At 40.8% G+C, this 23647-nt stretch carries 20 protein-coding genes and 1 riboswitch; of the genes, 15 read left to right on the forward strand and 5 right to left on the reverse strand.

The window, feature by feature from the left end:
* The first annotated feature begins 5 nt into the window (after positions 1–5).
* The 4 genes from pelF to ACP8HI_RS24255 are packed head-to-tail and all read left to right on the forward strand — an operon-like array spanning position 6 to position 5940.
* Positions 6–1445 carry a GT4 family glycosyltransferase PelF gene (gene pelF, locus ACP8HI_RS24240; RefSeq protein WP_438348667.1) on the forward strand — a complete coding sequence of 480 codons (1440 nt, stop codon included), beginning with the start codon at positions 6–8 and terminating at the stop codon, positions 1443–1445.
* Positions 1421–4528, forward strand: coding sequence for an exopolysaccharide Pel transporter PelG (pelG, locus tag ACP8HI_RS24245; protein WP_438348668.1), 3108 nt, complete (start codon positions 1421–1423; stop codon positions 4526–4528). Before pelF ends, pelG begins: the two co-directional genes overlap by 25 nt.
* Before the next feature lie 2 nt (positions 4529–4530).
* Complete coding sequence (locus tag ACP8HI_RS24250) at positions 4531–5241, forward strand: polyphosphate polymerase domain-containing protein (RefSeq protein ID WP_438348669.1); 711 nt, start codon at positions 4531–4533, stop codon at positions 5239–5241.
* A gap of 18 nt (positions 5242–5259) precedes the next feature.
* Positions 5260–5940 carry a DUF4956 domain-containing protein gene (locus ACP8HI_RS24255; protein ID WP_438348670.1) on the forward strand — a complete coding sequence of 227 codons (681 nt, stop codon included), beginning with the start codon at positions 5260–5262 and terminating at the stop codon, positions 5938–5940.
* A gap of 92 nt (positions 5941–6032) precedes the next feature.
* Here the strand turns inward: ACP8HI_RS24255 and ACP8HI_RS24260 are convergent, their stop codons facing one another.
* Positions 6033–7580 (reverse strand): DHA2 family efflux MFS transporter permease subunit, encoded by a 1548-nt coding sequence (locus tag ACP8HI_RS24260; protein WP_438351974.1) that lies wholly within the window; start codon positions 7578–7580, stop codon positions 6033–6035.
* Between the two features lie 120 nt (positions 7581–7700).
* Here ACP8HI_RS24260 and ACP8HI_RS24265 point away from each other — a divergent pair, with 120 nt between their 5' ends.
* Positions 7701–8582, forward strand: a complete 882-nt coding sequence (locus ACP8HI_RS24265) for a TetR/AcrR family transcriptional regulator (RefSeq protein WP_438348671.1) — start codon at positions 7701–7703, stop codon at positions 8580–8582.
* 11 nt (positions 8583–8593) lie between these two features.
* Here ACP8HI_RS24265 and ACP8HI_RS24270 read toward each other — a convergent pair whose 3' ends face one another.
* Positions 8594–10051: an alpha-amylase gene (locus ACP8HI_RS24270; RefSeq protein ID WP_438348672.1), complete on the reverse strand. Its 1458-nt coding sequence runs from the start codon at positions 10049–10051 to the stop codon at positions 8594–8596.
* Positions 10052–10384: 333 nt separating this feature from the next.
* Between ACP8HI_RS24270 and ACP8HI_RS24275 the strand changes: the two genes are divergently transcribed.
* Entirely contained in the window at positions 10385–10789 is a 405-nt protein-coding gene (locus tag ACP8HI_RS24275) for a DoxX family protein (protein ID WP_438348673.1), read from the forward strand.
* A 16-nt stretch (positions 10790–10805) separates the two neighbouring features.
* Positions 10806–11432 (forward strand): nitroreductase family protein, encoded by a 627-nt coding sequence (locus ACP8HI_RS24280; protein ID WP_438348674.1) that lies wholly within the window; start codon positions 10806–10808, stop codon positions 11430–11432.
* 66 nt (positions 11433–11498) lie between these two features.
* Here the strand turns inward: ACP8HI_RS24280 and ACP8HI_RS24285 are convergent, their stop codons facing one another.
* Positions 11499–12059 carry a GbsR/MarR family transcriptional regulator gene (locus ACP8HI_RS24285; RefSeq protein WP_438348675.1) on the reverse strand — a complete coding sequence of 187 codons (561 nt, stop codon included), beginning with the start codon at positions 12057–12059 and terminating at the stop codon, positions 11499–11501.
* Positions 12060–12320: 261 nt separating this feature from the next.
* Here ACP8HI_RS24285 and ACP8HI_RS24290 point away from each other — a divergent pair, with 261 nt between their 5' ends.
* The 6 genes from ACP8HI_RS24290 to ACP8HI_RS24315 all read left to right on the forward strand — a co-directional run bounded on the left by ACP8HI_RS24290 (position 12321) and on the right by ACP8HI_RS24315 (position 18381).
* Entirely contained in the window at positions 12321–13520 is a 1200-nt protein-coding gene (locus ACP8HI_RS24290; RefSeq protein ID WP_438348676.1) for a quaternary amine ABC transporter ATP-binding protein, read from the forward strand.
* Positions 13517–14353, forward strand: a complete 837-nt coding sequence (locus ACP8HI_RS24295; RefSeq protein ID WP_438348677.1) for an ABC transporter permease — start codon at positions 13517–13519, stop codon at positions 14351–14353. The genes ACP8HI_RS24290 and ACP8HI_RS24295 overlap by 4 nt, the downstream gene beginning before the upstream one ends.
* A 9-nt stretch (positions 14354–14362) precedes the next feature.
* Complete coding sequence (locus tag ACP8HI_RS24300) at positions 14363–15268, forward strand: glycine betaine ABC transporter substrate-binding protein (RefSeq protein WP_438348678.1); 906 nt, start codon at positions 14363–14365, stop codon at positions 15266–15268.
* 179 nt (positions 15269–15447) lie between these two features.
* Complete coding sequence (locus tag ACP8HI_RS24305; RefSeq protein ID WP_438348679.1) at positions 15448–16344, forward strand: glycine betaine ABC transporter substrate-binding protein; 897 nt, start codon at positions 15448–15450, stop codon at positions 16342–16344.
* Positions 16345–16490: 146 nt separating this feature from the next.
* Positions 16491–17612: an NADH-dependent flavin oxidoreductase gene (locus tag ACP8HI_RS24310; RefSeq protein ID WP_438348680.1), complete on the forward strand. Its 1122-nt coding sequence runs from the start codon at positions 16491–16493 to the stop codon at positions 17610–17612.
* An 82-nt stretch (positions 17613–17694) separates the two neighbouring features.
* Complete coding sequence (locus tag ACP8HI_RS24315; protein WP_438348681.1) at positions 17695–18381, forward strand: M50 family metallopeptidase; 687 nt, start codon at positions 17695–17697, stop codon at positions 18379–18381.
* 100 nt (positions 18382–18481) lie between these two features.
* Here the strand turns inward: ACP8HI_RS24315 and pepT are convergent, their stop codons facing one another.
* Complete coding sequence (pepT, locus tag ACP8HI_RS24320; protein WP_438348682.1) at positions 18482–19714, reverse strand: peptidase T; 1233 nt, start codon at positions 19712–19714, stop codon at positions 18482–18484.
* Positions 19715–19916: 202 nt separating this feature from the next.
* Between pepT and cysK the strand changes: the two genes are divergently transcribed.
* Positions 19917–20831, forward strand: coding sequence for a cysteine synthase A (cysK, locus tag ACP8HI_RS24325; protein ID WP_438348683.1), 915 nt, complete (start codon positions 19917–19919; stop codon positions 20829–20831).
* A gap of 186 nt (positions 20832–21017) precedes the next feature.
* Here cysK and ACP8HI_RS24330 read toward each other — a convergent pair whose 3' ends face one another.
* On the reverse strand, positions 21018–21269 hold the full coding sequence (locus ACP8HI_RS24330; RefSeq protein ID WP_438348684.1) for a YolD-like family protein: 252 nt from the start codon (positions 21267–21269) through the stop codon (positions 21018–21020).
* 291 nt (positions 21270–21560) lie between these two features.
* A riboswitch (cyclic di-GMP riboswitch) is annotated at positions 21561–21644 on the forward strand.
* Positions 21645–21817: 173 nt separating this feature from the next.
* On the opposite strand from ACP8HI_RS24330, the gene ACP8HI_RS24335 reads away from it, so the two are divergent.
* Positions 21818–23581, forward strand: a complete 1764-nt coding sequence (locus tag ACP8HI_RS24335; RefSeq protein WP_438348685.1) for a methyl-accepting chemotaxis protein — start codon at positions 21818–21820, stop codon at positions 23579–23581.
* Positions 23582–23647 lie beyond the last annotated feature (66 nt).

Below are 23647 nucleotides of genomic sequence, written 5' to 3' on the forward strand. Positions count from 1 at the left end.
CAACGATGAGAATTTGTATGATAGCCGAAGGTTCATATCCTTATGTTACAGGTGGCGTGTCAAGTTGGATTCATAGTTTAATTCGGCAAATGCCAGAACATGAATTCATTATTTATGCTATTGGAGCTCAAAGTAAGCAAAAGGGACAGTATAAGTATGAGTTACCTAGCAATGTTGTGGAGATTAAAGAGATATTCCTGGATGCCTATATTGATGAGCCAGGCAAGTGGGGACACCGTTTCCGACTTACCTCACAACAAGAAGAAGATTTAAAGTGCTTGTTGGGTGGAGGTGGTGGAGTGAACTGGGGCAATATTTTTGACTTACTGCGTACAGAGAAATTCCATGTCGCAGCTGATTTCCTTTCAAGTAAAGATTATTTCGATATTCTAGAAGATTTATGCCGTACGAAGTATTCCTTAGTTCCATTTACCGAAATGTTCTGGACGGTTCGCTCCATGATCTTACCTTTATTTGTGAGTATTCGTAATGATATCCCCGAAGCGGATTTGTATCATAGTGTATCTACCGGTTATGCAGGTGTAGTCGGTGCGTTGGCTAAGCATATTCATGGCAGTCCGCTGATTCTAACGGAACATGGCATTTATTCACGAGAACGGGAAGAAGAAATCATTAAAGCAGATTGGGTTAAAGGCTATTTCAAAGATCTGTGGATCGAATATTTCTATACACTCTCTGGCTGTATTTACAATTCGGCAGATCAGATTGTGACGTTATTTAATCGAAATAAGGAAATTCAAATAGAGTTAGGTTGTGATCCTTCCAAGATCAGTATTATTCCTAATGGCGTAAATGCGATTGATTATGCTAATCTTCCGCAAGCGCCCGATCAAGATATTATTCGTATCGGGGGTATCGTCCGTGTTGTTCCCATTAAGGATATTAAGACGATGTTACAGAGCTTTGCGCTGGTTAAGCGTGAAATCCCAAATGCAGAGCTAACGATTATGGGACCGACTGAAGAAGATGAGGAATACTATCAGGAATGTTTACAAATGGTTGGCTCCTTGGAATTACAGGATGTCATATTCACAGGTACGGTTCCTGTGAAAGATTATTTGGGACAGATGGACATCTTGGTGTTAAGCAGCATAAGCGAAGGACAACCTTTAGCTGTATTAGAAGGAATGGCATGCGGCAAACCTTATGTGACGACGAATGTAGGGAGTTGCAAGGAACTTCTAAATGGTGTGAATGATGGCATTGGTCCAGCGGGATTCGTAACACCCGTTATGAATTATGAGCCGATGGCTCAAAGTATTATCAAACTATGTAAATCGCCTAGTCTGCGGGAAGAGATGGGACGTAACGCTTTAGAGCGTGTGTCACGCTATTATAAACATCAAGATTTCATCACAAGTTATCAACAGTTATATGCATTATTAGGGGAGGGACAGCAATGGCCGGCATTGGCTTCGAACTGAGGAAATTATTCCGTGAACAGGGTCTATCCAATACGGTGAAGGCGTATAGCTTTTCTGCCGTAACGACGATAGGTCCGATGATTTTATGTATGTTTCTCATTATTGTATTACAAAGAATGATGGCCATTCATAACGGAACCTACTTAGACTGGGAACTGTATATTGCTACTGTCCAATATTGTTTTATATTCTCTATCATCATTACAAGCGGGATAACGATGGTATTGACGCGGTTTATTTCTGACATGATATTTGAGAAGAAATATGATCGTTTATTATCTTCTTATTATGGGGCATTGATGATTTGTCTACCTTTGGGTGCATTGGTGGTATGGTTATTTCTACCGCATATTTCTGCTAGCATCAGCTACAAAGTGGTTGCTTATTTATTTTTCATGGAACTGATTGTCATATGGGTTCAAGCGGTATATTTATCTGCACTCAAGGATTATACGCGTATTGTTCGAAGTTTCGCCATTGGAGTGGTCATTTCGTTGGTTTCTGGTTGGTTCCTGTTAGGTTATACGGACATCAATGCGACTACAGCGGCTTTACTTGCGATTGATATCGGCTTTTTTGTGATAGCGATCATGTCAGCCTATCATTTCGAACAAGTATTCTCAGCACGGAAGAGTCATTTTTACTTCGAATTTCTATCGTACTTTAGGAAATTCCCGTCGCTATTCTTTGCAGGCACCTTTTTTTATGCTGGGATTTATATTCATAGTTTTGTATATTGGTTTATTGCAAGGGATACATTAGTGGCCGGTGGATACTGGGTGTCTCCTTTTTATGATTTGCCTGTTTTCTATGCCTTTATTTCGGTTATTCCCACATTGGTGACGTTTGTCGTATCCGTTGAGACGGCATTCTATGAACAATTTCGAATGTACTACAAGCGAGTTATTGAAGGTGGGACTTATCAAGAGATGGAACGTGCTAAGAAACAAATGCAACGAACATTAATGAATGAATTTAGCTTTTTAATGGAAGTGCAACTGTTGTTCACGATTGTATCGATTGCGATTGGAATGAAGCTACTTCCGGGAATTGGATTCACCATGGCGCAGATTGATGCCTTCAATCTTCTTGTGTTAGGGTATTTCATGTTCATTATGATGTTCATCCTCTTACATCTATTGTTATACTTCGATGATCGAAAGGGTGTACTCATCATTAGCTCCTCGTTTGTTGTGATGAATGCGGCACTAACGTATTGGACGATGCAAGGGGAAAGCGATGGTCTGGGGATGTTTATTGCGTCGGTGTTAGCATTCGTTGCCGCAATTGCTAGATTAATGTATGTCCTACGCAATATAGACTACTTCACATTCTGTAGACAACCTCTAACTTCATTTACAACAACCACTCGATTACCTGGGAAATGGCGTAAGCCCGTTTCGGTTGTTTCTACAATTATGGTACTTACTGTGGTGTTATCCGCTTGTACAGCACCTGCGGGGAACAGTCAATCAGCAGATGAGTCTACCATTGCACAAGTCACGAAGCCTACTGCAGTGCAAGGGTTATCAGAAGATAAGCGTATTTATGAAAAAGATGATGATGGTTCTATAAAGGGTCTATATGTCACTGTATTGTCTGGGAAGGATAATGACGATAATCAGCTAAATTGGTACGGACTGAACAGGGATAAGGATCGTTATAATGAAGACAATTTGAAAGTGATTGTGCAGGAAGGCGACAGTGATGGCAAAGGTCCTACACAAGGATTGTTTGGTTATGGGCAAAGTGAACCGAATGCCAATATCAGCCTCCGGGGAAATACTGCAAGATATACTTCACAGAAATCGTACAAGATTCGTTTGTCAGATGAAGCGGGATTATGGAACAATCAACGGACCATTAATTTGAATAAGCATTCACTTGATCTGTCTCGAATTCGAAATAAGCTTAGCTTTGACCTATTTGAAGCTATTCCTAATTTCACTAGCTTGCGAACACAGTTTGTCCGTGTATATGTAAAGGATCAATCAGAAGGGGTCAATAATGATCAATATGAGGATTACGGACTGTATACGCAGATTGAACAACCGAATAAGAACTTTCTGAAATCCCATTGGTTAGATCCGTATGGACAATTATATAAAGTAGCCTTCTTTGAATTTGGCCGGTATCCAGATGAGATTAAATCACAATCTGATCCGACATACGATAAAGAGAAATTCGAGACCATTCTTGAGATTAAAGGTCGCGAGGATCATGATAAACTCATAGCGATGTTGGATGATGTGAATAATATGTCGATTCCGATCGATGAAGTGGTGGATAAACACTTCGATCTTGATAATTATTTGACGTGGTTGGCGGTTAATATTCTGACGGATAATATGGATACAGATGCCAATAACTTTTACTTGTATTCACCACTCAATTCAGACAAATGGTATTTCCTCCCTTGGGATTATGATGGCGGTTGGGAGTTGCAGCGTAATCTTGGGGATATAAGCGATTACCAGAGCGGACTTAGCAATTATTGGGGAAGTTCACTGCATAATCGCTATTTCCGGAGTGAAGCGCATATTAATCAGCTCAAAGGAAAGATAGAAGAGATGTCACAAATCATTAATAAAGATACGGTTGCCAAGCAACTAGAAGTCTATCAGGCACAAGTGGAACCGTTCTTGACACGTTCGCCTGACTTGAATTATTTGCCCGGTAAGAAATCTGAAATTGCAACTGATTTCAAGAGTATAGCGGAAGTTCCAGAGAGGAGTATACAAAGGTTCCTTGAAGATTTAGAGAAACCCAAGCCATTCTTCCTCGATGATGTTGATGTTGAAACAGATGAGCAAACTTTCTCTTGGGGACTTTCGTATGATTTCCAAGGAGATGACCTTGTTTATGACGTATCCATTGCATTGGATCCAGCATTTAAACAAATTGTACGTGAGGTGAAAGATATCACATCAACAACGGTGACAGTCAAGGGTCTTAAGAAGGGGACCTATTATTGGAAGGCCGTTGTTCGCGATAGTGCTGGGCATGAGCAAATCGCTTTTGAGACTTATTTTGATGATGAGGGCGACGTTTATTATGGTGTAAAGAAATTTGAGGTGTATTAACATTGCCTTTCCAAGGAAGAAAGTTTCGTAATGAATTTAAATATTACTTGCACACGCACGAGTATGTCGCTCTTCGTTATAAGATGTCTCAAATATTGAAGATGGATGACTATTCTATTGATGGAGAGGGATATGGCATTAGAAGTCTTTACTTTGACGGCGCTCATGATCATTCCTTATACGATAAGAACAATGGGGTTTTCAACCGAGATAAGTATCGCATTCGTATTTACAACGGAAGTGATGACAGAATTACGTTGGAGAGAAAAAGCAAGTATGGTGATTTCGTATGTAAAGACGGAGCTGCGCTGACACGCACAGAATACGACGCTATTTTATCGGGTGATGCCGACGTTCTCCAAGGTAAAGCAGATTCATTGTTGAAGGAATTCCATAATGCATTGGTCCACCGTTCTTACCGCCCTGTCGTTATTGTAGATTATACGAGAGAAGCGTATGTGTATGAGTTCGGGAATGTAAGAATTACGTTTGATAAAAGGCTATCTGCTGGAATTGGTACGTATAATCTATTTGATGACAATTTAGTATTAGAGGAAGCGATCACAGACCCGATGACTATTATGGAAGTGAAGTATGACTCCTTTTTACCTGATTTCATAAGAAAGGTTGTTCAGCCAGAGGGATATGTCAGATCATCTATTTCCAAGTATGTTATTTGTCGCGAAATTAATACTAAGCATTTTAAAGAATAGTCTTTAGGGGGAACAAGAGTGGCAGATAATTTGAATTTTTCGGATATTGTTAAGAAAAGTGTACTCAATCTTGAAGCATTTCGTAATATATCATACCTTGACGTTATTATAGGATTATTATCGGCATTCGCTATTGGTATGTTCATTTATTGGATTTATCGAAAATCATTTCGTGGTGTTGTATATAGTTACAATTATAATGTGTCATTCGTTCTAATGACGATGATCACGGCACTCATTATTATGACGATTAGTACTAATATTGTACTCTCGCTAGGAATGGTGGGAGCACTCAGTATCGTGAGGTTCAGAACAGCTGTAAAAGATCCTTTAGATATCGTATATATGTTCTGGGCTATTGCAGCTGGAATCGCATCGGGTGCTAAATTGTACCCCATTGCGTTATTGGGTTCACTAATGATCGGATTGACATTAATGTGGTTGTCTCGTCGCAAAGTAAAAGATCAACCCTATTTGTTAATTATTCGACACTCATCTGTTGCAACAGATGCAGTACGGCAGGAGTTACGTAAGCTCGATTATCGTTTGAAATCAAAAACAGTGAGAAAAGAATTCACAGAAATAACGGTAGAGATCCGATTACGTGACGATAATACCGCATTTATAAATGAAATAAGTGAAATTAGTGGTGTGCAAGATGCATCTCTGATCAATTACACTGGCGATTATGCGCAATAAGAAATAAGTATATTAACATTGATTAGACGAATAAAAGGATGTCCAGTAGCCATATGATATGGCTGCCGGACATCCTCTTATGTTACATTAAATTAATGCGAGATCATCGTCTTGGCATCCGGCATATCCTCGTGATCTGCAAGCTCATCGCCTGGTTTAACTCGCGGTTTGCGTAGAATGGTACTTAATAGTAATCCTGCAACGGCAATACAAGCTGTAAGGAAGAATACGTCACCGAAAGCAGAAGTGGATCCAGCTAGCATTTCTTGAACTGTACCGGGAACCGGATTGTAGTGCTTTATTTGTGAAGTTAAATACCCAGACAATCCAGCAATAGCGAATGATGTAACGACTTGTTGTGTTGCTGACGTTAAAGGGGTTACCCGATTCACAAGTCTGCGTGGAGCCGAGTTTAGGATATGGGTGTTCAGTGGCATCATGGTTAGACCCATACCTGCGCCCATAAAAACAAGTGGAAGTATAATCATAAACATAGCTGTATCAACGTTAATCTGAGAAAGCAGGAATAAGGCTGTAGATACCAGGGTCAAGCCGGTTATGGCAAGTGGCCGAGCGCCCCACTTATCAAATAGTTTTCCTCCAATAGGCATAAAGAGCATCGAGGCAAGGGCCTGAGCAAGTGTCGTATAACCACTTTGTAGAGGAGTAAATCCTCTTATATTTTGTAAATATAGTGGAATCATTAGAATAGCACCGAACATCGCGACCTGTGTAATCCAAGATAAGATCACACCTCGGGTGAAATCAGAAGAGCCGAAGACACGAAGCTCTAATAAAGGTTCCTTCTGTCTAAGCTCCACGATAATGAATAGGATAAGAGCAACTCCGCCGATAATCAATGATCTTATTGTACTTGGGGATGTCCAATCTGCAGCTCCTTCATTCACACCATAGGCTAGCATAGCGAATGCGATCGGAGCGAGAATCATTCCGAGAATATCTAGGGAAGGTACCTTTTTACTCTCAAATTTGGGTAAGAACTTAATCCCTACGATGACAGCAGCGATCCCGATAGGTACGTTAATCAGGAAGATCCAATGCCATGAGGCAATATCGATCAGCCAACCTGATAATATAGGTCCAGCAGCAGGAGCGAGTAGCATAGGAATACCTAACATACCCATGACGGTGCCTCTCTTATCAGGAGGAGCAAGTCTGAAGACCATAGCCATCCCGATAGGAGCAACCATACCGCCTCCAATACCTTGGATAATTCTGAATACAATCAGCTGTTCTGATGTCTGAGCCAGTGAACAGAGTATGGATCCGAGCGTAAATAACGTAATTGTGATGAGAAATATTCGCTTAGCTCCGAATTTATCTGTCATCCATCCGGCCAAGGGGATAACAGCTGCTAAAGCTAGCGTATATCCGGTAATGGTCCATTGTATTGTTTTCAATGAAGCATCGAAATAGTGCTGTAAGTTAGGTACTGCTACATTGATAACAGTACTGTCTAGGATAACCATAATCATTCCTAGAATAACAGCCATTAGAGGCGCAATAATCGCCTTGATAGAGAATTCTGTATTGATTGGTGCAGTAGTTGCGTTTGATTTAGACATGCGGTTAGTTCTCTCCCATTCTTCTCTGGTTAACTTCTTGACGCGAAATGAAATAATAGATACTATTGACTTAGTGGTTTTTAATAAAACTAAGCGGTCAGCGCTACACTTATTCTACTTAAATTTTAACTAATGTCAAACTATTTCTTGAATGGAGCGAGAAAGTTGAGCGTAATGAAGCAGAAAATTTTAGATTCAGCAATGAGATTCTTTTTGGATAAGGGATATATAGCTACATCAATTCAGAACATTGCCGATGATTGTGGTGTGGCAAAGGGTTCTTTATATAACTTTTTTAATTCCAAGGAAGATTTATTCATCGAAGTTCTGATGTTGCAACAGCGGAGAATGAGTGAACGAATACAAATAATACGTGCCGATCACACGCTGTCCTTACGTGAAATCTTTATTCGCGAAACGGAATGTCAAATCGAGTTTTTTTTGGACAATAGTTTTATTATGCAAGAAATGAAGAAGTTAACGGTGCCTGAAGGGAAAATAAAACCGTATCTATTCCGATTAAGGGCGAATCTTCTGAATGATAATAAGGAAAGTTTAGTGCGAGTATTTGGAGAAAATATCGAACCAAATATATGGGATCTCGTCGTTATTTATAATGGAATTATTCGGGAGTTTATATTTTTGTTGATTTTTGAGAAAAAGTCACTGATCACTCGAGACATAGCCGTATTTGTTGTTCAATGTGTGGAGGATATGGCGACTAATATACAAGCCAAAAGAAGATTTCCGCTGTTAAGAGATTCAGATATGAGTGAATATCTACAATGTGCACTAAGAGGGGAACAGGTCCCTGATATTATACAGATTACTGATCTTATTCACTCCCTGATATCTACGACTAAAGAACTCTCTATAACGAATTCTGAGAAGACGGAACTTCTGGAAGCTATCCTGCTCATTCAAGAGGAACTGGAATGTGAGCACCCGAGATTAGTATTGATTCGCGCACTTATTGGTCTTTTGGAAAAAGAGCATGGGCTTAAAGAATTACTTATCCCATTAGAGAAACTTATAGTGAATCACATAACGAAGTAGTTAATTTTTTATCATGTTTTCGGATTGGTCCATACAGACACGCTACCTCCATTAACTGGAAATGTCGCAAAACCATCCTGTTCTATGGTGATTTCATCCTTTCTGTTATGAGTACAGTCTATCCATACTTCTCCTGCGTGCTGATCTCCAAGTGACATCCGTTTCTCTCCAAGATCACTGTTAGACATGATAACGGCGCAGCCTGAGCCTACTATTTCTGGGATGCCGAGGCGAACCCATCCAATCGTATTGGGATGATCGAAATAATCTTGTTGCTCGCCGTAGGCTTTATGGTAACGCGCATAAAGTAGCGGATCGATGGCTGAGCGCTTCCCCTCTTGTGGTTCTTTCCCACCAATTCCATAATAATCACCATAGAAGACCACAGGGAAGCCATCTTGTCGCAGCAAAATAAGAGCATAGGCACTCTGCTTGAACCAATCCTGAACCCATGATTCCAGCGCTTCATGTGGCTGTGAGTCATGGTTGTCGACGAACGTCACAGCATTCATAGGGTGGGATTGGATTAGTGTATTTTCAAAAATGGTCGTGAGATCGAAATCCTTCCCAGCTTGTGATGCAGCTTGCAATTTGTAATGGAGGGATACGTCGAACAGATCCATTGTATAGTCAATCGTATCTAGGAACTGTTGGCATTCAGATAAATCTGGGTTCCAAAACTCACCAACCATATAGAAATCTTCTCCGCGCTCCTGAACCATTTGTGTTGCGAACTCCTTAATGAAATCATGGTTAATATGTTTGATCGCATCCAGACGGTAACCATTACAAGATAACGTTGTGGCGAGCCACTTTCCCCAAGAGGTCATTTCTTCTCTAACCTGTGGGTGATTGTAATCAATATCAGCGAACATCAAGTAATCATAATTTCCGAATTCATGATCTACATGCTCATTCCAACGTTTATTCTCACCTAAGATTCTGAATACTCCACCTCGATTTGCACGTGCGTCATAATCTGTTCCATTGAAATGTTCGGAGTTCCATTTGAAAGAAGAGTATTGCTCACCCCGTCCGGGAAATGTGAATTTCGTCCACCCTTCGATATCAAAGGGTTTTGATATATCTTTCGTACGATTGTTACCAGCCACCTCGATGACCTGAAAAGTCTCCTTTTCATCTGCCCCAGCTTTATGATTCATGACCAGATCTACATAAACAGTAAGACCTTGTTCGTGACAGGCAGATATGGCATCCATGAGATCCTGTTTCGTGCCATATTTGGTTCTGACGGTTCCCTTTTGGTCGAATTCCCCTAGATCATAGAGGTCATACGCACCATAACCTGTATCATTAACGGACAGAGCCTTGGTGACAGGCGGAATCCAGATAGAGGTAATGCCATTGGTTTTTAATTCAGGTGCGGCATCTCTTAGTCGGTTCCAATGTGTTCCGTCTGCATCGATATGCCATTCAAAAAACTGCATCATCGTTTGATTGCGCTTCATGTAGATGATCTCCTTTATAACTTTATATAAATGAGATGTCGAATGGTCCTCTTGATAACCTTCGTGGTCAAAAGATGACTTTTTGAACAACCCCTATAAGTTAGAGGTTGCCCAAAGACCTATGATGTTTAACCATAAAGGAATCCATCAGTGGTATCCCTAATAAATAAAGGTTGACGGATATAATTAAATAAGTTATCTTTATATTAAGATAAATCAAACGGAGGTAACATTCATGTGGTTATTATAGCGAAGAATACAGTGTTTTTTTGAATATATATCTTAATATAGAGATAAAAACGATCGTAAAAAAATAAAATGGAGGAATTAAATATGAGTATAGCATTAGGATTATTAATTATTCGATTGGTTGTAGGGTTAAGTTTCATGGCGCATGGTGCGCAAAAGTTATTTGGTTGGTTCGGAGGATACGGTCCGAAAGGAACGGGAGGATGGATGGAATCGATCGGGATTAAGCCTGGCGTTCTCATGGCTGTTATTGCCGGACTACTGGAACTCATTGGAGGATTATTAATAGCAACAGGATTATTCACAATAGTTGGTGCGCTGATGATTGTCGTCACGATGTTCGGAGCTATTGTTAAAGTACATGGTAGCAATGGATATTGGTCTACAGCCAACGGATACGAATACAATTTATTACTGATTGCTGTAGCAATTGGAATGGCTTTGATCGGTGCTGGGGACTACTCACTCGATGCCTTATTACTTAAATAAAATGGGGGAATAAATCATGAGAGATTTTACTACTTTAGTACAGGCACGTAGATCAGCGAATAAGTTTATTACGGGTGTGGAGATAGCAGATAAAGAGTTGGAAGAAATATTCAGTCTGGTGAAATTTGCACCTTCTGCCTTCAATTTGCAACATGCACATTATGTCGTTGTTAAAGATCCTGAGATCATAGAGAGAATATATGTAGCTTCTAACAAACAATATAAAATAAAGACGGCTTCTGCTGTCATTCTAGTTCTCGGGAAGAAGGATGCCTACAAGGACGTAGGGAGAATCAATGAAGGACTGCTGAACTTAGGCGTTATGAGTAAGCAGGAATATGATGCGTCATCCGCAGAGGTGAATTCTTTCTATGAAGATAGGGGGCCTTCATTTATACAAGAAGAAGCCATTCGAGGTGCAAGCTTATCTGCCATGCTGTTCATGCTAACTGCGAAAGAAAAAGGTTGGGATACATGCCCGATGATTGCCTTCGACCCGGAAGAGGTTCGCGAAATATTGAATATCCCAGATGCGTATGTGCCAGCTATGATGATCACGATAGGTAAAGAAGATAGTTCTAGTACAAGACCGCGTGGATACCGTAAACCTGTAGGTGAGTTTGTAAGCTATAACCAATTCTAATCACAATATAAAAAGCCGCTAACGTTGGAGTAATTCTTCTGTTAGCGGCTTTTTATATTGTGATGACTAATTCTCTTCTTTTGGAATTAAATCATATATCTTCCCAGTCTCTAATGCATCGATGAAGCGACCCAACCATTTGTAATATTGGACAGCGTGAAGCATTTTGTCGATATCTTTATCGAGATGGGTAATTACTTGCTCACTATCCATGTTCTCTTCACGTAACTTTCTGAGTTCAGATAACGATTTATATAAAGAATGAATATTCATTTCCATGGATTTGCGCCATTTGATCGAGAAGTAATCAACAAAATTCTGATGCCAATCCCTTTCTACCTCATATAGATCTTTCCGCGAGCCTTTGCCCCAAACCTTATTTATCATTTTTAGATCGACTAATGTACGCATACCAGTACTCATACTTGTTTTGCTCATTCCCATTTCTTGACCCATCTCGTCTAGCGTAACAGGACCATCGTGGAAGTACATATTGCCGTACAAATGACCAACGGACATCGTGATTCCATAAAGATCCATATTCGTTCCAATAGAATCCATGACGCGTTGGCGGGACTTTTCAATTACTTTTACTTGTTCTTCATTCATTCCATCAAATGTAGCCATTTTGTATTCTCCCTTGAATAACGCCTGCGATGAGCGGAAACAATATCCACAGCACCTATTGTAGAAAAAAGTATCTGAAAAGTAAAGGATGAAAGACTGCAGGGATTGTAAGTTAGACGGAGTATACAGTTAGTAAAGTGTGTAAAGTTTAAACTGTACGCTCCATATGGCTAGTTTTGCATTTTGACCCAAGATTTTATGAAGTCTACACTATATAAGTGGCATAAATTAGAAACGGATGATTGAAATGGAGGAAGTTAGATGGCGATTATAGAAGTCAAATCGTTAACAAAAGTGTTTGGAAGTGATCCTAAGAAGGCCTTTCCATTGCTTGAGCAAGGCTGGTCTAAGGAACGCATTGCTAAGGAAACGAAATTGACAGTGGGGGTCAATCGCGTCAATTTCTCAATCGAACCTGGAGAGATTTTCGTTATTATGGGTTTATCGGGTAGCGGTAAGTCAACGGTGGTTAGATTGTTGAACCGTCTTATCGAGCCAACGGCAGGACAGGTACTTATTAATGGTAAGGACATTGTTAAGATGAATCGAGAAGAGTTACGTCAGGTTAGACGGAAAACAATGAGTATGATTTTTCAGAAATTCGCTCTATTTCCACATCGAACCATATTGGAGAATGTTGAATATGGGTTAGAGGTACAAGGGGTAGAAAAAGAGGAACGGCGAAAGAAAGCGACAGAGTCATTAGCTTTGGTTGGACTGGGTGGTCTAGAAGATCGACGTCCAGATGAGTTAAGCGGTGGAATGCAACAACGAGTGGGTCTGGCACGTGGCCTAGCGAATGATCCGGAAATTCTATTGATGGATGAAGCCTTCAGTGCGCTAGATCCATTGATTCGTAAAGATATGCAGGATGAATTATTAGAACTACAAGCGAATATGAAGAAGACGATTATTTTTATTACGCATGATTTAGATGAGGCTTTGCGCCTTGGCGACCGAATTGCATTGATGAGGGACGGGGCGATCGTTCAGATTGGTACCCCAGAGGAGATTCTAATGAACCCCGCCAATTCTTATGTAGAGCGATTTGTCGAGAATGTAGATTTATCCAAAGTACTTACAGCAGCTCATGTGATGATTCGTGCGGAGACGATTACGATGGATCGCGGTCCAAGAGTAGCGTTACAGCTTATGCGTGAGCGGGGAATATCCAATCTCTATGTCGTAGACAAAACTCGTCAGCTTATTGGAGTTGTGACGGCAGAAGATGCAGCAACAGCTATTCGAGTGGGTCAGCAGTTAGAGGATATTATCATTAAAGATTCGCCGATTGTATCTCCAGACGTTCTTCTGGTGGAGCTATTTGATGTTGTGAGTAGTGCCAAAATTCCAGTAGCGGTCATTGACGAACGCAAACGCTTAGTAGGTATTGTGATCAGAGGAGCAGTATTAGCTGCCTTGAGTGGAAATAATGAGGAGGAAGTAGGTGAACCTCAATGAATATACCTAAGATCCCCATTGGAGAATGGGTAGAAGCGCTGGAAGGTTGGTTGGAGACGAACTTTGAACCGTTTTTTGATGGAATTAAACTTATTGTTGGTAGTGTAGTCAATGGTTTGGCAAATGGATTTAACTATTTACCACCCCTTGTTGTGATTGCCCTGTTTACGATCCTTGCTTATTGGCTTGGTAAGGTTAGATTAGGTGCATTCACTCTTCTAGGTTTATTACTCGTTCTTAATTTGGGTTACTGGGAACATACGATGGATACCCTTGCGCTGGTGCTGACAGCATCATCCATTTCCATTGTATTAGGTGTACCCATAGGTATTCTGTGTGCTGGAAATAAAAGAGTACAGAGTGTTATTACTCCGATACTGGATTTGATGCAAACGATGCCGGCATTCGTGTACTTGTTGCCAGCTGTTGCTTTCTTTTCACTAGGGGTTGTACCTGGCGTTATCGCTTCGGTCATATTCTCCATTCCACCTACTATTCGGTTAACCAGCTTGGGTATTCGTCAAGTTCCCGAGGACTTAGTAGAAGCGGCCGATGCCTTCGGTTCTACTCCAATGCAGAAATTAGTCAAGGTTCAGTTGCCGATTGCTATTCCAACGATTATGGCTGGAATTAATCAGACGATTATGCTTTCGCTATCGATGGTTGTTATTGCATCGATGATTGGAGCGCAGGGCGTTGGAGCAGATGTGTATAGAGCGGTGACGCAAGCGAAGACAGGTATTGGTACAGAAGCAGGATTAGCGGTTGTTGTCCTTGCTATTATGTTAGATCGAATGACACAGAAATTAGCTAAGAAAAATAAGAAGGAGTGATTGTAAGATATGATGAAGAAGAAAATGACTGTAATGTTGATGGCTTTTATGGCGATAACGTTGGTGCTTGCAGGTTGTTCTACTAATGGAAACGATAATGGTAATACAACAGGAGCCAAGAAGGACAAGAAGATCACGATGGCTTATGTGGCATGGGATTCAGAAATTGCTAGTACGAATGTCGTGAAGGAAGTGCTGGAAAGTAAATTGAACTATAAAGTCAATATGCTACAGGTTGATGCGGGTCCTATGTATGTAGGTATTGCAGATGGTAGCGCAGACGCAATGGTGGCTGCATGGTTACCAAGCACGCATGGTGAGATCTACTATGAACCGAATAAGGATAAATTCGAAGATCTCGGAGCTAATTTAGATGGAACTAAAAGCGGATTAGTCGTTCCGAGTTATATGGATATTACAACGATTGAGGATTTGAATAAAGAAGAAGTAGGGAAATCCGTTAATTTTACTATTACGGGAATTGAACCAGGTGCGGGTCTTATGACACAAACGGAAAATGCTGTTAAAGAATATGACCTGAAGAAGTGGAATCTTCTTGAGAGCTCTTCTGCTGCAATGGTAAAAGTACTGCAAGATGCTTATGCCAAGGAACAGCCGATTGTGATTACAGGTTGGACTCCGCATTGGATGTTCGCTGACATGGACTTGAAATATCTTGAAGATCCTAAAGGCGCATATGGTGGAAGTGAGCAAATTCATACACTAGTACGCTTAGGTCTGAAAGAAGATCAGCCAGATGCTTATCGCTTTCTAGATCAATTCGAATGGACACCAGCCGATATGGAGTCTGTCATGGTTGATATTTCTGGAGGCATGCCTGAACAAGAGGCTGCTAAGAAGTGGATCGCTGCGAATGAAGCAAAGGTAAATGAATGGATTGCTGGAATCGAGTAATGAATGAAAGAAAAGGAGCGAATTTATTCGTTCCTTTTTTGGTGCGCCCAGCATGGGCGCTATCTCTAGGGTTTAAGTCCCGAATGGTGAATACGTGAGGATACAGTATAGAGAGTGGAATCACTCCGATACATTCGATTGGAAATAAACAGAAGGAAATTAGAAGGGGTGAAGGATTTATGGTGAAAAAGAAAATGAATATGCTATTGCTAGCGTTTATGGCAGTAACATTGGTACTTGCAGGTTGTTCTAATAATGATAGTGCAACAGATGTGAAGACGGACAAAAAAATTACGCTGGCATTTGCGGCATGGGATTCTGAAATTGCTAGTACAAATGTCGTGAAAGAGATATTGCAAAGTAAATTAAATTATAAAGTTGAGATGTTGCAGGTTGATGCGGGACCAATGTACGTGGGTGTTGCAGATGGTACCGCAGATGCTATGGTAGCGGCATGGTTACCCAGCACACATGGTGAAAATTACTATGAACCCAACAAAGATAAATTAGAAGATCTTGGAGCTAACTTAGATGGCACCAAGAGTGGACTAGCTGTTCCAGCCTATATGGTGAATGTTAATAGTATTGAAGACTTGAATAATGAAGAAGTCGGGAAAATGGTTAATTACACGATTACGGGAACTGACCCGGGTGCAGGTCTTATGTTGCAAACGCAAAGAGCTGTTGATGAATACGACTTGAAGAATTGGAATATTCTAGAGAGCTCTGCGGCAGCCATGGTAAAAGTACTTCAAAATGCTTACGCCAATGAAGAACCTATTATTTTTCCAGGATGGTCGCCGCATTGGATGTTCGCTGATATGGATTTGAAATATCTTGATGATCCCAAAGGTGTATATGGCGGAAGCGAGCAGATTCATACGCTTGTCCGCTTAGGTCTTAAAGAAGATGCGCCAGATGCATATCGTTTTCTTGATCAGTTCCAATGGGAACCCGCAGATATGGAAGCTGTGATGATTGATATAGATGGTGGCATGTCTGAAGAGGATGCTGCTAAGAAATGGATTGCTGCGAATGAAACCAAGGTAAATGAATGGGTCGCAGGAATAGAGTAAATAATGAATGAAATAGTAGGGGCGAGTTTATTCGCTCCTATTTTTTTAGATTCAAAATGCTAGATAATCACCTGTTTGCATATTGTGTTAAATGTAACTATAGTAGTTACAGTAAGATGAACAATTATTTTGTAGGAGGAATAGTCATGGAAGATAAGTATAAGCCACTTTTTGAATCATTTACTTTTCGTAGTGGAGTTGAGGTGGAGAATCGTGTGGTTATGGCTCCAATGACAAATTGGTCTTCAAATATAGATGGTACCGTCTCTGATGCAGAAGTAGACTATTACATTCGTAGATCTGGTGGAGTGGGTATGGTGATTACGGCATGTACGAACGTATCTCCGAATGGTCAGGGATTTCATGGCGAGTTCGCCGGTGATACGGATGAGATGATCCCAAGCTTGCGAAGACTAGCTAGTGCTATTAAGGATAAGGGCTCCAAGGCTGTACTGCAAATATTCCACGGTGGACGCTTGTGTCCGCCTGAGCTAGTGCCCAATGGTGATGTCGTTAGTGCAAGTGCAGTAGCTACTGCGGATGGTAAAGTGATTCCGCGGGCGCTTACGGAAGATGAAATAGTAGGCATTATTCATGACTTCGGGGAGACGACTCGAAGAGCAATTGAAGCTGGCTATGACGGTGTAGAGTTACATGGTGCTAACAATTATTTAGTGCATCAGTTCTTCTCTGGTCATACGAACCGCCGTGAGGATCGATGGGGTGGAAGTCTTGAGAAAAGGCTCTCCTTTCCACTTGCTGTCGTTGATTCTATGAAACAAGCTGTAGCTAAATATGCGGATCGACCCTTCTTGATTGGATATCGCTTGTCTCCTGAAGAACCGGAGGAACTGGGCTTTACGATGGAGGATACATTTGCATTGCTCGATGCACTAGTAGAGAAAGACCTGGATTATATTCATATTTCTACGATGGATTTCTGGTCCGCTCCACGACGCGGTGTAGAGGTGGATGGTCGTTCGCGGATGGAGTTCATTAGGGACCAAATTGCTGGTCTTGTTCCGATTATAGGTGTGGGTTCTATTCAAACGGCAGATGATGCTTTGAAGGCATTGAAGATGAATATTCCTTTGATTGCGTTAGGTAGAGAACTGATCGTAGAACCTGATTGGGTGGAAAAGGTTCAAACAGGACGGGAAGCGGACATTGCTACAACTGTGAGCACAAGTGCCCAAGAGCAGCTTGTCATACCAGATCCATTGTGGAAAGGTATCATAAGCAGACCAGGTTGGTTTCCTGTCGTTTAATTTCTCGATGCAGATTTTATAACCGGGAGGACTCAGATGTAGCATTCTAGAATGAAGACACTGGTGCTGAGGAGACAATGCTATGAATAAATGGATGAAAACAATTCTTATACTACTCGGATCGGCTATGTTGACACGATTCATTCCAATGAGTTATTTGTTCCGGACGATGGATACGATGATTCATGAATTCGCTCATGCGGTGATGACGTTGTTCACATCTGGTAGCGTATTATCTATTGAATTGAATGCAAACCACAGTGGTGTTACATATTCGACTATGACCTCGTTATGGAGTGCTATATTTATTGGACTTGCTGGTTATATCACAGCATCGTTAACTGCCGTATTGTTGTTCTATTGGATGTATAAGCAGTGGCAGAAGTGGGGATTAGTGCTGTTAACGACCATTGCACTGTTGATGATTATCCTTTTTGTACATCAGGGTTATGGGGTGATCTGGCTTGCGGGCTTCATTGTTCTAAATATCATCATGCTATATTTGCCACCGATGATACGGAATATGTATTTTGGATTGTTGGCATTCCTGACATTGGAGGAATCTGTGATGGGACCGTTATTCCTCGTTATACAATCATTACTGGGGAAGAGTGCAGGGGATGCATCTAATCTAGCTAGGTGGACACATGTACCGACCGTATTTTGGGCGTTATTATTTCTTGCTATAGCGCTTGTCTGTGCTCGATCTTCTCTCCATTTATTTTTACGTAGTTGGAAAGAGCCTTCCCATCGGGAACGAAATAATTAAACATAGAGATGCCTGTCGAGTAACTTAGATAGGCATCTCTATGTTTAATAAGTCGTTTTCGTAAACCTGTGACTTCAGTCGAGAGTTGGAAGACATCGAATTAAGCCTTTTCTTCATAGAGGCGAGCAATTTCAATTACAGTTTGGGTTGCTTTGATCATATTGTCTACCGAGATATATTCGAATTTCCCGTGGAAGTTTTCTCCCCCAGTGAAGATATTCGGTGTAGGCAATCCCATGTATGATAGCTGTGAACCATCTGTGCCCCCACGAATAGGTCGGATGATCGGCACAATAGCCAGATTCGTCATTGCTTCATAGGCAATATCGACGATTTCCTTTACGGGTTCGATTTTTTCTTTCATATTATAGTATTGATCTCTCATATTAAGAACAATGGAATTCGGACCGTATTTTGCATTAAGGACATGAACAATGTGTTCAATATTTTTTTTTCTGGTATGGAAATTGTCTTTGTTAAAGTCTCGGATAATGTATTGAAGTGTAGTCTGTTCAACATCTCCATGAATAGAGAGCAAATGATAGAATCCATCATATCCATCCGTTAATTCGGGGGCTTCTTCTTGTGGTAACATGCTTTGAAGCTCCATAGCTATTTTAGCAGAGTTGACCATTTTGCCTTTCGCTGTTCCGGGGTGAATATTATTCCCATGACAAGTGATCTTGGCCGCGGCTGCATTAAAGCTCTCATATTCCAATTCGCCGAGTGGACCACCATCAACAGTGTACGCATAAGTAGCATTGAATGCTGCAACGTCGAACCGCTCAGGGCCTCGTCCGATCTCTTCATCGGGGGTGAAGGCGACTCTTATTCTTCCATGCTTGATCTCTGGATGTTGGATGAGGGTTGCCATAGCTGTCATAATCTCAGCAATACCAGCTTTATTATCTGCTCCTAGAAGTGTAGTGCCATCGGTCGTAATGAGTGTGTGACCTGTATATTCTTCTAAACTAGGAAAGTCGGAAGGTGACAGCACAATGTTTAAGGATTCGTTCAACGTTATATTTTGTCCAGAATAGTGCTCAATAATTTGTGGATTAACATTCGTTCCTGTAAAGTCTGTTGCCGTATCCAAGTGAGCTAGAAATCCAATCGTATCCACTTGCTTCTCACTGTTGGATGGAAGAGTAGCCATAACATAACCATTCTCATCCATCGTTATTTCGTCCATACCGATCGTTTGAAGCTCATCCAGTAGCATACGAGCGAGTGTTAGCTGTCCAGCGGTTGTAGGACATGTATCCATGTCTTCATTAGACTGTGTATCTACTTTGGCGTAGGAAATAAATCTTTCAATTAGCTCTTGTTTCATTCGAATCTCTCCTTAGATTTAATTAAATTGAACATAAATATAACAAACTCGTTAAAACAACGCTACGTATAGCGGAATGATCATCTATCATTTCTATTTTTGTGAATCCAATAGTTTTGTGGTATTCTAGTAGAAATTTAGCGGGAAGTAGTTAAATCCGATATGTATACTTATATAGGCAAAGGAGAGAGATATATATACCATGAAAATCGTACATAGTGTAACAGAACTTATTGGGCAGACACCTATGGTTCGCTTAAATCGTACCGTACCAGAAGGTGCAGCAGAGGTATACGTAAAGTTGGAAATGTTCAACCCTTCAGGAAGTGTGAAAGATCGAGCGGCCTTTAATCTCATTGATACAGCCGAAAGAATGGGTCTACTCATCCCGGGGGGGACAATTATTGAACCAACCAGCGGTAATACAGGTATTGGGTTAGCCATGATTGCAGCGGCCAAAGGATATAAGGCTATTCTTATCATGCCTGATAATATGTCCAAGGAACGAATCAATATTCTAAAAGCATACGGAGCAGAGGTTGTTCTAACCCCAAGTAGTGAAAGAATGCCCGGTGCTATTGCTAAGGCACTGGAACTCAGTGGAGAAATTGCTGGGAGTTTCATACCTCAGCAGTTCGAGAATCCCGCTAATCCTGATATTCACCGCATCACGACCGCTCCGGAAATATTGGAGCAGATGGATTATCGTTTGGATGCATTTGTAGCTACGGCAGGTACAGGAGGTACGATTACAGGTACAGGCGAGAAGTTACGTGAACATTTGCCTAATATTCATATCGCTGTTGTTGAACCTCAAGGATCTCCCGTTCTTTCTGGCGGTCAACCCGGTCCGCATAAATTAGTGGGCACGAGTCCAGGCTTTATTCCAAAAATTCTGAATATAGCGGTATATAATGAAATTATTCAGATTTCTGATGTGGATGCCGTTGGAATGATGAAGGATCTAGCTCGTCTTGAGGGCATTCTTGTAGGACCTTCCTCGGGTGCATCTGTCTATGCGGCGATACAGGTAGCTAAGAAATTAGGTACTGGCAAGAGAGTAGTATGTATAGCTCCTGATACGGGTGAACGATACTTGAGCATGGAGTTATTCTAAGAAAGGCACTTCCGGCGCCCTTGGTCGGGGAGTTTATGTGCTGGGTGGTGCGGTGACCCAGCATCGTCACCTTCCATCATCTAAGCACTTATTTCTTTCTTTCCTACATCCGTAATTCATGAGGAGTACATTCTATATCACGCCCATGGAAAGCTAATGTTCCTAGGGCGTATAATTTCCATGTGATTAATCTCTTGGATAGTCCACTTTCATAATATCTAGAAAAGGTACCTTCGTGAGTTCCATATCATGCTGCATATGAACTAATCGGGTTCTAGAGTCCATAAGCACGATCTGACCACGCACCTGTTCTTGCCATCCCCAAACCGTTAATACAATGTCACTTTCCTCGTTCTTTGCTTCGACTAATTGGTTGCCTAGTTCTTCTAATTCAAATTCATCACGTGTGGGTCTCTTTGCGACCTTTGGCTTAGCCATATAAATCCCTCCCTTACACAACAAGATCGAATCTCCAGTATACCGTCAAATGGTATTGAAGTCATTCCCATTAGGACCCAGAGGCTATAAATAAGCTAATCCATAAATATCATCCTAAACTAATCGTTCCTTTTAATAAAAAAAATGGGTACATTGGACCAAAATTCTACATATTTAGACGAAATATTTTGAAAACTTTCTAAGAAGTGATGGAAATAGTTACAAATACATAGTAAAATGAAACAAATTGTTGATTACTACCATTTAGATGATTTTATTTACAATTTCATAACGTGTTTTCAGCAAAATTACTGAAAAGTAGTGACGCAAAGCTAAAGGGACTAAATCCTTAGGGGTAGTCAGCCAGTTGCAAAAAATTGGTGATCTACGGCTGTTAAGTCAGTCTTTGTAGATCATCTTTTTTTGTTATTTATTATGGGTGAGTCTTGATTTGAATGATAAGGAGGGAAGGTGTCACTATAGAAGTTCCAGCAACCTGAGAGCACATAATGAAGCGCCATACTATACAGATAAAGAGGAGATAGGAAATGAAGTTACCACAAGTGTTTAAATCGATCAATAACAGAAGTATTGTCACTAAAATTATGATGTGGACTAGTTTATCTATTATTTTAACAGGCGTGATACTAATAGTAGCTAGCTACTATATTCAGGGAGAAGTTCTCACGAAACAGTTGGAGTCGGATTCACAAAAAATCATGGAATCGTGGAAAGGAAAAGTAACACAGGAAGAGGCTAATGAAGCGAAAGCTAATACAGACCGTAACTCAACGATACAGAGGAAAATGGCAGAAGTCTTTGGGGAATTACCCGTTATGCATCCCAATGTTGCTCAAGGCTATCTATTTGGTCCTGAACTTGTGAATAACAATGAAACATCAATCATTGCTTTTTCAGATGAGGTATTGGACATGCTTATGGCAGATGGACTTAACCTAGGAGGTATGTATCCACAACCTACCATTCACGCAGACGGTGTCAGAGAAATGTTAAAGACGAAAGAACTGACCTTTACCAATCCGTATGATGATGACTACGGTACGTGGATAACCGTTCTCTCACCTTATCAAGATAGCGAAGGGAATATATTCGCTTATATGGGCATAGATGTTGATGCTAGCTTAATTATGGACGGAAAGCAGGCATTGTTGAAATATACCGCGCTAGCCTTGCTTGCTACTTTAATTGTTATTTTAGCGATGCAATATTTCATAACGAAACGAACCTTTGCACCCGTGAAGCATTTGATGAATGCTCTAGAGAAATTAAGTGAAGGTGACTTTAACGTTCAACTGCCGACAAGCAAGGATGAACTTGGTCAAGTAGCAGAAAAGTTTAATGCGACTGTTATCAATATTAATCGATTGGTAACGACTATTAAATCCGTATCTATACAATCGGCTGAGCAATCTAAAGAGTTGTTCTCTACTCTGGAAGATAACCAGGAAATTTCAATGGAGATTACTACTAATATTGAGGAGATATCAGAACAGGCATCTCAGCAAAGTAAGTCCATTTCAGAAAGCGTTACATCGCTTGAGGAAATATCTTCAGGGGTTAGCACTATTGCAGGAAGCACCAATCTACTATCTGATACGTCCATGGAAATGAGAGACCAATCAGAGCAAGGTAGCGAGAATGTAGGTAAAGTCATGCATCAGATGGACTCTATTCATAAATCAGTACTAAATTCAGTGGGTTCGATCGAACAATTACAGAATCGCTCTGGACAAATTGGCGAAATCGTACAGGTAATTACCCAAATCGCTACGCAAACACAATTACTATCTTTAAATGCTAGTATTGAGGCGGCTAGAGCTGGCGAAGAGGGACGCGGCTTTGCTGTTGTAGCCAATGAGGTGAAGAAGCTAGCGGAAGAGTCGAGAAAATCAGCTGAACAAATTACGGAGTTAATCCACTTCATTCAAAAGGAAACTCAAACTGCAGTAGATGCAATTAATGAAGGGGAACGTAATGTTGAAGTGGGAATAGAGATTGTGAAAGAAACAGGAACGTTATTTAATGCTTTACTAACGGCTACAGAATCAGTTACAAGTCAGATTCAGGAAGTTTCTGCTGCAACAGAGGAAATGGTAGCAGAGACAGAACAAATTACAGCTTCCATTAAGCATCTTGCGGTCATAGCAGAGAGGAATGCGGAAGTATCAGAGGAGATCAAGTCAAGTGCTCATGAGCAACGTATATCTTCTAATAAAATGGTTGATACCGCGGAGCATCTAAATCAAATTTCCGGTAGGCTTGAGGAGTTAGTTATTGGATTGAAAGTCTAAAATAAGCATATCGAATGTTAGCTTATTATCCCCCTCATACTGTACTTCTAGAGAGATAAATAAGGA

Origin of the sequence: Paenibacillus sp. FA6 (assembly GCF_051550225.1) — a bacterium.
GTDB lineage: Bacteria > Bacillota > Bacilli > Paenibacillales > Paenibacillaceae > Paenibacillus_AQ.

Bases quoted from the DNA above. Each gene is read 5' to 3' on its own strand.
- pelF (WP_438348667.1), top strand. From the start codon at position 6: ATGAGAATTTGTATGATAGCCGAAGGTTCATATCCTTATGTTACAGGT.
- pelG (WP_438348668.1), top strand. From the start codon at position 1,421: ATGGCCGGCATTGGCTTCGAACTGAGGAAATTATTCCGTGAACAGGGT.
- ACP8HI_RS24265 (WP_438348671.1), top strand. From the start codon at position 7,701: ATGAAGCAGAAAATTTTAGATTCAGCAATGAGATTCTTTTTGGATAAG.
- ACP8HI_RS24270 (WP_438348672.1), bottom strand. From the start codon at position 10,051: ATGAAGCGCAATCAAACGATGATGCAGTTTTTTGAATGGCATATCGAT.
- ACP8HI_RS24275 (WP_438348673.1), top strand. From the start codon at position 10,385: ATGAGTATAGCATTAGGATTATTAATTATTCGATTGGTTGTAGGGTTA.
- ACP8HI_RS24280 (WP_438348674.1), top strand. From the start codon at position 10,806: ATGAGAGATTTTACTACTTTAGTACAGGCACGTAGATCAGCGAATAAG.
- ACP8HI_RS24285 (WP_438348675.1), bottom strand. From the start codon at position 12,059: ATGGCTACATTTGATGGAATGAATGAAGAACAAGTAAAAGTAATTGAA.
- ACP8HI_RS24290 (WP_438348676.1), top strand. From the start codon at position 12,321: ATGGCGATTATAGAAGTCAAATCGTTAACAAAAGTGTTTGGAAGTGAT.
- ACP8HI_RS24295 (WP_438348677.1), top strand. From the start codon at position 13,517: ATGAATATACCTAAGATCCCCATTGGAGAATGGGTAGAAGCGCTGGAA.
- ACP8HI_RS24300 (WP_438348678.1), top strand. From the start codon at position 14,363: ATGATGAAGAAGAAAATGACTGTAATGTTGATGGCTTTTATGGCGATA.
- ACP8HI_RS24305 (WP_438348679.1), top strand. From the start codon at position 15,448: ATGGTGAAAAAGAAAATGAATATGCTATTGCTAGCGTTTATGGCAGTA.
- ACP8HI_RS24310 (WP_438348680.1), top strand. From the start codon at position 16,491: ATGGAAGATAAGTATAAGCCACTTTTTGAATCATTTACTTTTCGTAGT.
- ACP8HI_RS24315 (WP_438348681.1), top strand. From the start codon at position 17,695: ATGAATAAATGGATGAAAACAATTCTTATACTACTCGGATCGGCTATG.
- pepT (WP_438348682.1), bottom strand. From the start codon at position 19,714: ATGAAACAAGAGCTAATTGAAAGATTTATTTCCTACGCCAAAGTAGAT.
- cysK (WP_438348683.1), top strand. From the start codon at position 19,917: ATGAAAATCGTACATAGTGTAACAGAACTTATTGGGCAGACACCTATG.
- ACP8HI_RS24330 (WP_438348684.1), bottom strand. From the start codon at position 21,269: ATGGCTAAGCCAAAGGTCGCAAAGAGACCCACACGTGATGAATTTGAA.
- ACP8HI_RS24335 (WP_438348685.1), top strand. From the start codon at position 21,818: ATGAAGTTACCACAAGTGTTTAAATCGATCAATAACAGAAGTATTGTC.